11 protein-coding genes and 1 rRNA gene are annotated in these 12,557 nt (G+C 42.9%); 4 read left to right on the top strand and 8 right to left on the bottom strand.

The window, feature by feature from the left end:
- Nucleotides 1-28: 28 nt before the first annotated feature.
- Nucleotides 29-139 (top strand): 5S ribosomal RNA (gene rrf / locus ACGE0T_RS14715).
- 211 nt (nucleotides 140-350) lie between these two features.
- Here the strand turns inward: rrf and cobC are convergent.
- Genes cobC through cbiB form a run of 6 tightly spaced genes read right to left on the bottom strand, consistent with a single transcriptional unit; the run spans nucleotide 351 to nucleotide 4,822 of the window.
- Nucleotides 351-884, bottom strand: a complete 534-nt coding sequence (gene cobC / locus ACGE0T_RS14710; protein ID WP_459187378.1) for an alpha-ribazole phosphatase — start codon at nucleotides 882-884, stop codon at nucleotides 351-353.
- A gap of 10 nt (nucleotides 885-894) precedes the next feature.
- Entirely contained in the window at nucleotides 895-1,647 is a 753-nt protein-coding gene (locus ACGE0T_RS14705) for an adenosylcobinamide-GDP ribazoletransferase (protein ID WP_459187377.1), read from the bottom strand.
- A 52-nt stretch (nucleotides 1,648-1,699) separates the two neighbouring features.
- Nucleotides 1,700-2,737 carry a nicotinate-nucleotide--dimethylbenzimidazole phosphoribosyltransferase gene (gene cobT, locus ACGE0T_RS14700; protein WP_459187376.1) on the bottom strand — a complete coding sequence of 346 codons (1,038 nt, stop codon included), beginning with the start codon at nucleotides 2,735-2,737 and terminating at the stop codon, nucleotides 1,700-1,702.
- A 9-nt stretch (nucleotides 2,738-2,746) separates the two neighbouring features.
- Nucleotides 2,747-3,262 carry a bifunctional adenosylcobinamide kinase/adenosylcobinamide-phosphate guanylyltransferase gene (locus ACGE0T_RS14695; RefSeq protein WP_459187375.1) on the bottom strand — a complete coding sequence of 172 codons (516 nt, stop codon included), beginning with the start codon at nucleotides 3,260-3,262 and terminating at the stop codon, nucleotides 2,747-2,749.
- 3 nt (nucleotides 3,263-3,265) lie between these two features.
- On the bottom strand, nucleotides 3,266-3,856 hold the full coding sequence (locus tag ACGE0T_RS14690; RefSeq protein ID WP_459187374.1) for a S4 domain-containing protein: 591 nt from the start codon (nucleotides 3,854-3,856) through the stop codon (nucleotides 3,266-3,268).
- A 15-nt stretch (nucleotides 3,857-3,871) separates the two neighbouring features.
- Nucleotides 3,872-4,822: an adenosylcobinamide-phosphate synthase CbiB gene (cbiB, locus tag ACGE0T_RS14685; protein ID WP_459187373.1), complete on the bottom strand. Its 951-nt coding sequence runs from the start codon at nucleotides 4,820-4,822 to the stop codon at nucleotides 3,872-3,874.
- Nucleotides 4,823-4,906: 84 nt separating this feature from the next.
- On the opposite strand from cbiB, the gene ACGE0T_RS14680 reads away from it, so the two are divergent.
- On the top strand, nucleotides 4,907-5,935 hold the full coding sequence (locus tag ACGE0T_RS14680; protein WP_459187372.1) for an HU domain-containing protein: 1,029 nt from the start codon (nucleotides 4,907-4,909) through the stop codon (nucleotides 5,933-5,935).
- 11 nt (nucleotides 5,936-5,946) lie between these two features.
- On the opposite strand, the gene ACGE0T_RS14675 is transcribed toward ACGE0T_RS14680, so the two are convergent.
- On the bottom strand, nucleotides 5,947-6,144 hold the full coding sequence (locus tag ACGE0T_RS14675) for a type II toxin-antitoxin system antitoxin (protein WP_459187371.1): 198 nt from the start codon (nucleotides 6,142-6,144) through the stop codon (nucleotides 5,947-5,949).
- An 18-nt stretch (nucleotides 6,145-6,162) separates the two neighbouring features.
- The gene (locus ACGE0T_RS14670) at nucleotides 6,163-7,038 is read right to left on the bottom strand and encodes an SPFH domain-containing protein (protein ID WP_459187370.1); all 876 of its coding nucleotides are present in this window, start codon (nucleotides 7,036-7,038) and stop codon (nucleotides 6,163-6,165) included.
- A gap of 135 nt (nucleotides 7,039-7,173) precedes the next feature.
- Here ACGE0T_RS14670 and ACGE0T_RS14665 point away from each other — a divergent pair, with 135 nt between their 5' ends.
- Both ACGE0T_RS14665 and ACGE0T_RS14660 read left to right on the top strand, forming a co-directional pair.
- Nucleotides 7,174-9,177: a tetratricopeptide repeat protein gene (locus ACGE0T_RS14665; RefSeq protein ID WP_459187369.1), complete on the top strand. Its 2,004-nt coding sequence runs from the start codon at nucleotides 7,174-7,176 to the stop codon at nucleotides 9,175-9,177.
- Between the two features lie 125 nt (nucleotides 9,178-9,302).
- On the top strand, nucleotides 9,303-12,491 hold the full coding sequence (locus ACGE0T_RS14660) for a TonB-dependent receptor (RefSeq protein ID WP_459187368.1): 3,189 nt from the start codon (nucleotides 9,303-9,305) through the stop codon (nucleotides 12,489-12,491).
- Nucleotides 12,492-12,557: the final 66 nt, after the last annotated feature.

Here is a 12,557-nt window from a genome sequence, read left to right as displayed (position 1 = left end):
GTCCAGTCAAAATCTTAATAAACGATATTAAGGTGGTTATAGCGTTGGGGATCCACCTCTTCCCATTCCGAACAGAGAAGTTAAGCCCAACCACGCCGATGGTACTGCGTAAAAGTGGGAGAGTAGGTAGCCGCCGTCTTAAATAAGCGAAAGCTTAGAGAGGAAAAGGAGTTAGTCGAAAGGCTGACTCCTTTTTTCGTATGTGGCGATATGGGCACAGAACGAAGAACGAGGTACGCGGATTGGTCGGATGAAGACGGATAAGAATTAATTTTTTAATTTAAAAATCCGTTCTTATCTGCCCTATCCGCGTTATCCGTAAACCTGGTTCTTCGAGTATAAATATATAATTAGTCGAATTCTAATTTTATTACGGCTCCATAGGAGGGAACATTTTTGAATGCTTCTTTCAGGTCGTATTCGCCGGCATAGACGCGGGCGCAGGTTAAAACTCCGCCATGAGCGAAAAGGCATACCTTTTCTAATCCGCTATTTCTTACTTCTTCTAAGAAAGAACTTACCCGGTTATATTGTTCCTGCAAAGATTCACCGGAAGGTGCGGGTACATTAACCCAATCGTTGAACCATTCTTTGGAACGGGGATCGGATGATAGTTCTTCCCATGATTTCATTTCCCACTCTCCAAAGCTGATTTCTTTGATGCGGTCTTCTCTTTCTGCATCCGGATAACCGCAATAGGTGGCTAAACGGAGACAACGTGTAAGCGGACTACTCCAGACCTTGTCGAATGTCTGACCGGATAGATTCTCTTTTACGACTTTCGCCTCATCTTCAAAGGATGAACGGACGGGGACGTCTGTTTGCCCGTAGGCATAACCAGCCGGGACGTCAACAGATGTGTGTCTGACCAGATAGATTTCCATATTATATTGTTTATATCATTGTTGTATAAATAACAGTAATTCCCAGGTAAAAGCTCAATTCGCAGAGTAGAAATGTAGCTCCGCAGCAATCGCCCGTATAACCTTGTATTTTGTTTTTCATCAGGCTGGTGAGAATGTAAAAAACAATTACAGGTAATAAAGCTGCCAGGAAATAGACCGGTTTGGGAAGCCAAAGAAGGGGGATGAGAGCGGAGAAAAGACAAAATGTATATTCACCTGCCGTCATCCGGCTGTAGACCGTTTTGTTCTTGGCTTCTTCCTCTTTGCGTGCATAAGGGAGGCGGTTGATAATCATTCCGGCAACCCCTTTGGAAAAAGGATCGCCAGCCAGTATGGCACTGCCTGCTATTGCTACAGGCAAACTGCTCAGTAATGTATATAGAAGTCCGAAATAGAGTATCAATCCGATTACTCCGTAGCTGCCGATATGTGAATCCTTCATAATGGCAAGAATACGTTCGCGGGAAGTACCTCCTCCGAAACCGTCGAAGAAATCGGCAAGCCCGTCTTCATGCAGGCATCCGGTTACCAGCAACCGGGTAATAATAGCCAACAGTACCGCTACCCCAACGGGCAGAATTAATGAACTGGCATATAGAACAAGCACAGATAACCCGGCTGTCAACCAACCAGCCAAAGCCCAATGACTGACAATATTCTTGAAATATTCGGCAGGAACTTCGGCCACCCGCCAGAAGGGTAACCGGGTAAAGAATATGAAGGCGGCAAGGATACGCAGCATACGTGTAATTGATGATTGATTGTTGAATATTTAAAATGAAATCCCTGGAAATTTAGAAATATTTGGTAATAGCAGCCTGACGGAAACTATGCATTTCATTAATCATCCGAACGGCGGATTCTACAATCGGATAGGCACAAACGGAACCGGAGCCTTCACCCAAACGTAATCCGAGATTCAAAAGCGGTTTTGCCTGAAGATAATCCAGTATGCGTTTATGACCGGCTTCATCGCCACAATGTCCGAATATGCAGTAAGGTAACATTTCCGGATATAATTTGGAGGCGGCAAGTACACAATTTGTCATAATAAAACCGTCTACCAGAATAATCATTTTCAGTTCGGCGGCACGAAGCATACCGCCTACTGCCATAACCATCTCATATCCTCCGAAATAACGTATGATATCGAGCGTGCTGTTATCTCCCTTATAATTCTCCAAAGCCTTTTTCAGGACATTATATTTGTGTCTGATACCTTCGTTGTCCAATCCGCTTCCGGCACCGACACATTCAATCAGGGGGACCCCGGTCAGGCAGGTCATCCACATGCTGGAAGTCGCCGTATTGCCTATACCCATTTCTCCGAAGCTGATAACATTGCATCCCTCATTATAACAGTCTGTAACAATATCCGCACCGTAACGGAGAGCCAGTTCCATTTCCTCTTGTGTCATGGCGGCTTCGTGAAGGTAGTTGCGTGTTCCTTTCCGTATTTTCCTATCGATTAATTGCGGAATGGGAGGAAAATCGAAATCGACCCCTCCATCTACGATTTTTATTTCCACACCATGCTGGCGTGCAAGAAAGCAGACGCCGGCACCGCCATTTAAAAAATTATGAATTACCTGGCGGGTAACTTCTTTAGGCGATTTGCTGACACCTTCGTCGGCGATGCCATGGTCGGATGCATAAATAACATTGAATGGATGATGGAGCGCAGGTGATAATGTTTGTTGGATCAGGCCGATTTGCAGGGCGAGTTCCTCTAATACGCCCAGGGAACCTTTGGGTTTGGTGAGATTTTCAATTTTGTCTTGTAGAGCCGTTGCGATTGTTGTATCAGGCTTTTGAATATTAAAAGTAATCATGATATTATGTTATTTGACTTTCATAGGAATACCACTGACCATCAGGACGACTTCGTCTGCTTTTGAAGCAATATATTGGTTAAGCCATCCTTGTAAATCCGTGAATTTACGTTGTACCGTATCCGGAGAAACCCCTCCGAGTCCGATTTCATTTGTTACGAAAATCAGGTATGCATCCTGTTCCGCCAGTTTATTGAATTCGTTTTTCAGTTCATTTAAAGAACGTTCGACATTGCTGTCGTTATCGAAAAAGAAATTGGTTCCCCACAGTGTTACGCAATCAATTACAACTACCCGTCCGTTCAAATCATGACGGCTTAGCTGTTTTTCTTCTTCAATATTCGTCCATTCCGGTCCGCGATCTGCCTGATGGCGAAGGACACGTTGCCGGAATTCATCGTCCCAGACCCGTGAAGTCGCCAGATAGACCGGATTAGAGGCAAGCGACAGAGCCAGGCGTTGTGCATATCCGCTTTTACCGGAACGTTGTCCTCCGGTAACCAAAACGATGTGCTTGCTTACCATTCCTTACTCATCTTTAGGTTTGTTCCGTAAATTATTCCGTTTAGCTTTATTAGCCGGATTGTTACGGCTGGTTTTACGCAGGCTGGCTGATTTGGGAGAAGCAGCAATACGTTGTGCCACGGCAGAACGGCTCAGCGATTTGCCGAATTTAGGTTGCATGGCTTCCTTCAGTAATTTTTCATCTGCATTTGCCTCCTTGTGAGGTTTTGAGCCGCTTTTCGCTGCTTTACGGGCAGCAGCGTATTTATTATATTTTACATATTTTCCGGGGCGTAAGCCGTTGGATGCAGGGCCGGAAGATTGGGTATTTGCCTTTTTTTCGGGAGAAGAGGCTTTTGCCGGGGTGGATTTCATCTCCTTTTCTGCAATACGCGGGGCTGGCTTGCCGGCGGCGGCACGTGCTTTCTCAATTGCCTGTTTACTTAACTGGATGCGTACATCATCCAAAAGGACAATATCATTTTCTGAAACTTTCTGTCCGACATGAGGCAAATTCCCATTTACGGTGACACGACCGCTTTCTATAAATTCGTCAGCTTCCCTGCGTGAGCAGATACCCGTATCACTAATTAGTTTATTCAGTCTTATTTCCATTTTCTTCGTTATTTTTTAATGTATGATTATTGATAACAGACAAACTAATAAGCCCATCGCGAGCTCTGTGTTGTTGTTTATCTGTATGGCTGTTAACATGTCGTCGGTAGTAAAGGTTCGTTCGTTCGTGCCGATGTAAGGTTTTTCAACCGGCTTTCCAAAATAATCGTGGGTACCTCCGAACCTGCAATCCAGTATGGCTGCTAATGCAGATTCCGGATATCCGGAATTCGGGCTGGCATGTGCAGGGCCGAAGCGTTTTACGAAATCCATTTTATTAAGATTTCCTGAAACAGCCAGCATGAGCCATGCGGTAATCCTTGCAGGAATATAATTGGCTATATCATCCAAGCGGGCGGCTGTCCGTCCGAAGTCGATATACCGTTCGTTTTTGTAGCCAATCATGGAGTCGAGTGTATTTACCATTTTGTATGCCATCATGCCGGGCAGTCCGAGTAATGCGAACCAGAACATGGGGGCAATAACCCCGTCGCTAAGATTTTCTGCTAAAGTTTCCAAAGCTGCCGCCCGGATTTCTTGAGGAGAAAGTGAAGAGGTATCGCGTCCGACAATACGTCCGACTTGTTGCCTGCCTTCTTCCGTACTTCTATCTACGGCTTCGAATACAGCTTTTACTTCTTTAACCAATGTTTTTCCTGCCAGACAGTAAAATACTCCGATACCTATGAGGATGGTTTCCAGATAAGGGTGAATCCGGTTTGCCCAATTCAGTACTACCAGACAGAGTATAAAAACACCTGCTATAAGCGCAATTGCCGATAATGTTCCTTTCAAGGCCCGGTCATTTCCCTGGTTCCATTTTTTTTCAACATACGAAATAGCCTTGCCAAAGGCTACGACCGGGTGTGGCCATCCTTCGGGATCTCCCAATATGCGGTCGCCCAGCCAACCGCCCAGGAATGGGATTATTTTTGATAAGTAAGCAGGTTGAGATATCCAATACATAATAACTGCAAAGGTAGAAATATAATTTTAGTATTTGTGGCGTTTTTTGTTTTGAAAATTCCGCTAAATAGCTACCTTTGTTCTATGCTTAGGATTATAACACATATTGAACGTTTGCTTTTGGTGCATGATTGTGTGATTGTGCCTAAATTCGGTGGTTTTGTTTTGCAGGCAGTTCCGGCTGTCCGGGAAGCAGGAAATCATACGTTCCGTCCTCTGCGGAAGGAAATCGGTTTTAACATGACCTTGCAGCATAACGACGGCTTGTTGGCAGAATCGTATATGCAGATGTATCACGTGAATTACCGTCAGGCGCAATTGATGCTGGAAGAAGATATAGCGGATATGACATCTTCCTTGCAGCGTAATGGGAAACTTTCGTTGGGTGTGTTGGGTTCATTCAGTATAGGACAGGAAGGACAGATGGTATTCCGTCCCGAAGAAACGGATTTATTTAGCGTTAATTCCTATGGTTTGCCGGCATTTCATTTCCCTGTTTTAATGCCATTACAGGTAGAACGTGAGGAAGTGTCCCTTCTTACCGAAAAAAAGAAAAAAAAGAAAGATACATTTTATATACCGGTCAGCCGGAAATTGCTTCGTGCCATGGTCGCTTCGGCGGCAGCTATCGCTTTATTCCTGTTGGTTTCAACTCCGGTAAAGGATGTGAATCAGGATGCGTATACAGCCAGTTTTATTCCAACGGAGATGGTCTCCTATAAATCGGCAGTTGCAACGGAACAGCAGAAAGAGGAGATAGCAGAAGTTGTAGTAGCTCCAGAAGTTTCTGTTCCAGCATCGGTTGTTAATGCAACACCTGCTCCAAGGAAGCAGGAAGTTGTATCGAAACCGGAAATCCGTACGGAACAAGCAAAGACGAACGTTAAGATGTATCATATTGTAATAGCCAGTTTCCCTTCCGAAACACAGGCGGATGAGTATATAGCCGGAGTTAATAAGGGCGAATGCAAGCATGTAAGTAAAGTGGTACGGGATGGAAAGTACCGTATTTATGCAGACCGTTTCGATAATCGTAAGGATGCGGAAACTTATATGGCTACACTTCGTCAGAATCCGAAATATAAGGATGCCTGGTTATTTATCAGCCGTTAATTATCCCAATTTTATTCTTCTTTTGATTTGGCTTGCCGTTTCTTTTTTAAGCGGCCTGCTTTTCTTAGTGCCTGATCCAAAATGTACTGTATTTGCCCGTTGGTACTGCGGAACTCGTCCGCAGCCCAGGCTTCAATAGCATCCATCATTTCAGCGTCTATACGCAATATGAAATTCCGGGTTGTATTTTCATTCTCTTTTTTTGCCATTTCTTAATTCAGTTCTGTTTACTGGTATAAAGTACCTGTATTGATTACCGGTTGCGCAGATTCGTCTGCACAAAGAACTACCAGCAGATTGCTTACCATTGTTGCTTTCCGTTCCTCATCGAGATTGATGATGCCGTCTTTCTCCAATTTTTCCAAAGCCAGATGAACCATGCTGACAGCCCCTTCAACAATACGTTCGCGGGCTGCAATAATAGCATCCGCCTGTTGTCGCCTTAACATGACGCTTGCTATTTCAGAAGCATAAGCAAGATAATTGATTCGGGCTTCTATAATTTCTATACCGGCAATTGATAAGCGGTTGTTCAGTTCGGCTTCAAGGCGTTGTGTCACTTCGCCATTGTTGTCGGAACGGAGGGTTACCTTATCTGTTGTTTCGTTGGCATCATAAGCATACATACCCGCAACCTGACGGAGTGCCGCATCACTTTGTATCAGAACAAATTCTTTTACATTGCCGGAAATGTCGAATGTGGCTTTGTATGTGTCTTTTACTCTCCATACAACAACAGCCCCTATCATGACCGGGTTACCTACCTTATCGTTTACCTTGATCGGTTCGATATCCAGGTTGAAAATGCGTAGGGTAACTTTTGTTTTCGTTAATAATGGATTGATCCAGTAAAAACCGTTTTCCGTAATTGTCCCGGCATATTTTCCAAAGAAAGTCAAAACCTTAGAATTGTTCGGCTGGATAATAATAAAACCGGGAATCATGAAAATAAAACATACAGTACAGAGTAGACCCAAAGCATGGTTTGCGATGTGCGGCAGATTAAAGAGAAACACTGCAACAATTATTAAAATCAGCATGATTAACAGTGCACCGAAGCCTGTTATTTTAATACCATTGTAAGTTTTTTCAGATGTCTTCATAATGATTGGTATTTGATATTATTTTGATATCACAAAAGAAAGCGTTTTTTTAGAAAAGAGCAAATAAAATCTTTCTTTTTTTATGAGTAGATATATAAAATATTCTATAGCTTTGCCTACTCAAATTAAGCTTGATTGGAATTTCAGTTAGATACAAACAATAAGGAGTTTCAGGATGCGTTGCAACTGATAACCCATACACGCCAGTCCGTTTTCCTGACAGGGAAAGCAGGAACTGGAAAATCCACGTTCCTTAAATACATCTGTTCCCAGACTAAAAAAAAGTATGTGGTGCTCGCACCGACCGGTATTGCGGCAATCAATGCGGAAGGAGTTACTTTACATTCTTTTTTTAAGCTGCCTTTTCGTCCGATGTTGCCGGATGATCCGGATCTGAGCCTGAAAGACGGGCGTATTTTTGAATTTTTCAAATACAGGAAACAGCACCGGAAGTTAATTGCCGAAGTCGAGTTGATTATCATTGATGAAATTTCGATGGTAAGAGCCGATATAATAGATTGTGTAGACCGTATCCTGCGTGTCTTTTCCGGGAATATGCGCCTTCCGTTCGGAGGAAAGCAACTTTTATTTGTGGGAGATGTTTTCCAGTTGGAGCCGGTGGTTCCGTCCGACCAGAAAGAAATATTGAGTTTGTTTTATGCCAGTCCTTTCTTTTTTTCGGCACGTGTTTTTAAAGAAATAAATCTGGTACCTATAGAACTCCAAAAGGTATACAGGCAGACAGATGCTGTTTTCATCAATATCTTGGACCGGATTCGTAATAATGCCGCCCGTAAGCAAGAATTAGATATCCTGAATGCCCGTTATTTTCCTGATTTTTCGCCGCGTAATGAAGATATGTATATCACGCTGGCTACCCGCCGCGACCAGGTAGATTTTATTAATGAAAAGAAATTGGCGGAGTTGCCCGGTGACGAATTTATAGCTCATGGGAAAGTGGAGGGTGATTTTCCCGAATCTTCTCTTCCGACCCAGTTGAATCTTTCAATAAAAGAGCAGGCACAGGTTATTTTTATCGATAATGATTATGAGCGCCGTTGGGTAAATGGAACCATCGGTATGATATCGGGTATCGATGAGAATGGAAATGTCTATGTCCTGTTGGAAAGCGGAGTCGAGTATCTGGTAGAACCGACTTCCTGGCGTAACTATAAATATAAGTATAATGAAAAAGAGAAACGGATAGAAGAGGAGATTGTCGGTACTTTCGAGCAGCTTCCTATCCGTCTGGCCTGGGCTATAACGGTGCATAAAAGCCAGGGGTTGACTTTTAACCGCGTTGTAGTAGACCTTACAGGCGGTGTTTTTGCCGGTGGGCAGACTTACGTTGCATTGAGCCGTTGTACTTCTTTGGAAGGTCTTGTCTTGAAAAGTAAAGTGTCGTCGCATGATATATTTGTGCGGAAAGAAATTGTACAGTTCAGCCAGATTTTTAATGACCGGCAATTGATAGAAAAGAGTTTGCGTGAAAATGAGGCGGAATTATTATATGCCCGTGCCATCCGTTCGTTTGATGCCGGAGATATGAAAGAGGCTGTCGAAGCCTTTTCTGCAGCTCTTAGCAAGAGAAATGAATTAGAGAAGCCGGAGATGCAACGGTTACTACGGTTTAAGTTGCAACGCCTGAATACGCAACGTTCCCAGATTAAAAAACTCCGTGAAGAGATACATGCCCAACGGGAGATACAGAAAGAATATGCGCGTGAGTATTATCTGATGGGAAATGAGTGTATTACGACTGCGCATGACCCGAATGCCGCCATCCGTTCGTTTGACAAAGCACTTAAACTGTATCCGGAATATGTGGATGCGTGGGTTCGCAAAGGTGTGACATTATTAGATATAGGAGATAGTTTTCAGGCGGTCACCTGCCTGAATGAAGCGGTGAAATTGAATCCGGGTTCTTTTAAGGCACGTTATAACCGGGGAAAATGTTACCTCCAATTGAAGTATTACGAAGAAGCAGTAAGCGATTTTATGAAAGCGGTCGATATAAAGCCCGATCATGCATCCGCACACGAATATTTGTCCGAGGCATTTCTTCATACCGGAGAGGAAGAATTGGCACGGCAGCATAAAGATATTGCAGACCAGTTGCGTGAAAATAGAAAAGGCTGATAAAAAATAATCAAAACATTTGAAAATTATATGTTTTAGTAAGTGTGCATGAATACATAATTCTATATCTTTGTACCGTTTTTAAGAAAAAGTATTTTTTCCTTTCTTTTTAAACTCTACATTGTATGGGGAAATATTATTTGATTTTTTTACTTCTTTGGTGCATAGGAGGTTCATTGAGGGCACAAATGACAACCTCAGGTATAAATGGAAAAGTAACGGCGGATGGAGATGTTTTGATTGGGGCTTCGGTCCAGGCAATACACGAGCCATCAGGTACGGTTTACGGGACAACAACAAATATGGAAGGGCAATATAGTTTGCAGGGGCTTCGTACGGGAGGACCTTATATTGTTGAAGTATCTTACGTTGGTTTCCAGAAAGCAGTCTTTAAAAATATAACATTGCAACTCGGTGAAAACTATTTGTTGAATGTGGCATTAACGGAATCGGCTACATTGGATGAAGTTTTCATTACAGCTTCTAAAAGTGCTTTATTTAATTCGCAAAAAACAGGGGCAGCGCAAAATTTTAATCAGTCCCAAATACAGGCTATTCCGTCCATCAAGCGTAGCATTTTCGATATTACGCGGTTAAATCCAATGGCTATTAATACGAGTGGCGGAATGTCTTTTGTCGGGTCAAGTAACAAATACAACTCATTCTTAATTGATGGTACAGCCAATAATGATATATTCGGACTTGCACCCAGCGGAACGAATGGCGGACAGGCAGGGGCCAATCCTATCTCTTTGGATGCTATCGAAGAGATACAGGTAGTAATAGCACCTTTCGATGTCCGTCAGAGCGGGTTTACAGGGGGCGGCATCAATGCAATTACCCGGTCGGGAACAAATACATTTCATGGTTCGGCTTACGGTTATTTTAATAATGAGAAATTTTATGGGAAAACTCCGGGCGATACAGACGACCGTAAACGTTTGAGTGACCTTTCCACAGAAACTTATGGTGTAACACTGGGTGGTCCTATCATCAAAAACAAACTCTTTTTCTTCACAAACTTCGAACGTGTAAAGGAAACAAAGCCTTCGACAAACACGATAGGTTCTTCCGCATCGAATGTAACTGCAGATGAAGCAAACGCCGTGATTAATAAAATTTCCGAGTTAACAGGTGGATATAATGGAGGTGGCTATGCACCTTTGGATATAGATACGTATTCCAATAAATTTTTAGCACGTCTGGACTGGAATATAAATCAACGTAATAAGTTTACGATTCGTTACAGTTTGTTGGATGCACGTAGCATGGTATTTTCAAATAATATGTCAGCCGCTCATCTGAATGATAATGGATATTATATGAATAACTCGACCCATTCGCTGGTAGCCGAGCTGAACAGCCAGATTAGTTCCGATTGGACAAATGAATTCCGCGCAGGCTGGACCCGTGTTCGCGATAGCCGTGATCCGATAGGCCGACCGATGCCATATGTTAAAATCCTGAATCTATCGAAAGGGGCTTCCCTGGAGTTTGGTTCGGAATCCAATTCTACGGCAAACTCATTGGGACAGGATATTTATACGCTTGTCGACAATGTTTCATGGAATAAGGGGAATCATTTTTTTACTTTCGGAACATACAATGAATTTTTCCATTTTACGAATTTGTATATTTCCAATAATTACGGAGCATATACTTATAATTCTCTTGATGACTTTTTGTCGGTTGGAACAGCCAATGAGGCTATGCCTTCATTTTATTCATACGCTTATTCCCGGAAGGATGTAACGGGAACAACCCGCTGGACTCCAACATTCGGGGCTGCCCAGTTAGGTTTTTATGCACAGGATGACTGGAAGCTGACAGACCGTTTCCGTCTGACGTATGGCTTGCGAATAGACATACCTTTGTTTTTTGATAAACCAAGGGCTAATGAAGAGTTTAACCAATCGGACATTGCTCGTGAGTATGGAATTGCAACACAACAGTTACCTTCAGCTAAAGTCCTTTGGTCGCCGCGTGCCGGATTCCGTTGGAACCTGGATGAGGAAGGAATGACTTTGCTTCGTGGCGGATTGGGACTTTTCACAGGACGTGTACCTTTTGTCTGGATTGCAAACGGTTTTTCAAATACAGGAGTGGAAATGGGTAAAACTTCATTGAGTTCTGCCGCCGATTTTGAAAAAGCAAAAGCAGACGGTTTTAAATTTAATGCCGATCCCGCGCATCAGTATCCATACCCGGATGACCGGAATCTGGAAACAAAGGCAATTACTTCTGAAGTGGATGTGGCTGATAAGAAATTTAAATATCCTTCGGTTTTCCGTATTAATCTGGCATTGGAACATACGTTCCCATTCGATATAAAAGGTAGTGTAGAAGGGCTTTATTCAAAAACACTGAATAATATCTGGTACGAAAACCTGAATTATAGACAAGTAGGTACTTTAGGCAATGGGGGTGACGACCGTCCGGTTTACCAAAAACAGTCGAATAAATATACCCAGATTATGTATCTGACGAATACCAATAAAGGATATTCCTATAATATAACCGCTAAGTTGGAAAAGGCTTTTGACTTTGGCCTGAGTGCGATGGTAGCATATACCTATGGCCAGTCGAAATCATTAACAGACGGAAACTCTTCACAGGCATATTCCGGCTGGAAATTTAATCCGACATATTACGGAGATGCCAACCCGGAACTTACCTGGTCGATGTTTGATGTCCGCAACCGTATTGTAGGTATTGTCTCTTATACAAAAGACTATGCCAAACATTTCGGAACTACAGTCAGTCTTGTGTATAACGGTCAGACCGGCGGACGCTATTCCTTATTGTATAATAATGATTTGAATGGTGACGGTTGGAGTAATGACTTGTTATATATTCCGACAGATGCGGAGCGGAATCAAATGGTCTTTGTGGATAACTATGACAAAGGCCAGTTGAAAGCTACAGCGGCAGAGCAGAAAGCGGCTTTTGCGAACTGGATCGATGGTAATAAAGAGTTAAGCAAATCAAAGGGCGAACATTTGAAAAGAAACCAGATGGTAATGCCGTTCGAACATCATTTCGATTTCCATATCGCTCAAAACTTTTATATGAATGTAGCCGGTCGCCGCCATACGTTGCAGGTAAACTTCGATATCCTGAACGTAGGCAACTTATTTAATAAAAAGTGGGGACTTTATAATAAAACCACTACCGGTTACGATTTAGCTCCTGTGGTGGCAACCGTAGCAAACGGGCAGGCAACTTATAAATTTATTGATCCGGGAAAGATGGTGACTGCCATAGACTTGGATTCCCGTTGGCATGCCCAGGTAGGGGTGCGTTATATCTTTTAAGAAAGGAAGAAAATTATATTACCGGAGGCTGATGACGCAGAATTTACAGATCTCTGCGTCATCAGT

The sequence above is a fragment of the Parabacteroides sp. APC149_11_2_Y6 genome, assembly GCF_054506995.1.
The sequence above is the reverse complement of the archived record's forward strand: the minus strand, read 5'-3'. Positions and strand labels throughout refer to the sequence as shown.

Bases quoted from the DNA above. Each gene is read 5' to 3' on its own strand.
- cobC (WP_459187378.1), bottom strand. From the start codon at position 884: ATGGAAATCTATCTGGTCAGACACACATCTGTTGACGTCCCGGCTGGT.
- ACGE0T_RS14705 (WP_459187377.1), bottom strand. From the start codon at position 1,647: ATGCTGCGTATCCTTGCCGCCTTCATATTCTTTACCCGGTTACCCTTC.
- cobT (WP_459187376.1), bottom strand. From the start codon at position 2,737: ATGATTACTTTTAATATTCAAAAGCCTGATACAACAATCGCAACGGCT.
- ACGE0T_RS14695 (WP_459187375.1), bottom strand. From the start codon at position 3,262: ATGGTAAGCAAGCACATCGTTTTGGTTACCGGAGGACAACGTTCCGGT.
- ACGE0T_RS14690 (WP_459187374.1), bottom strand. From the start codon at position 3,856: ATGGAAATAAGACTGAATAAACTAATTAGTGATACGGGTATCTGCTCA.
- cbiB (WP_459187373.1), bottom strand. From the start codon at position 4,822: ATGTATTGGATATCTCAACCTGCTTACTTATCAAAAATAATCCCATTC.
- ACGE0T_RS14680 (WP_459187372.1), top strand. From the start codon at position 4,907: ATGCTTAGGATTATAACACATATTGAACGTTTGCTTTTGGTGCATGAT.
- ACGE0T_RS14675 (WP_459187371.1), bottom strand. From the start codon at position 6,144: ATGGCAAAAAAAGAGAATGAAAATACAACCCGGAATTTCATATTGCGT.
- ACGE0T_RS14670 (WP_459187370.1), bottom strand. From the start codon at position 7,038: ATGAAGACATCTGAAAAAACTTACAATGGTATTAAAATAACAGGCTTC.
- ACGE0T_RS14660 (WP_459187368.1), top strand. From the start codon at position 9,303: ATGGGGAAATATTATTTGATTTTTTTACTTCTTTGGTGCATAGGAGGT.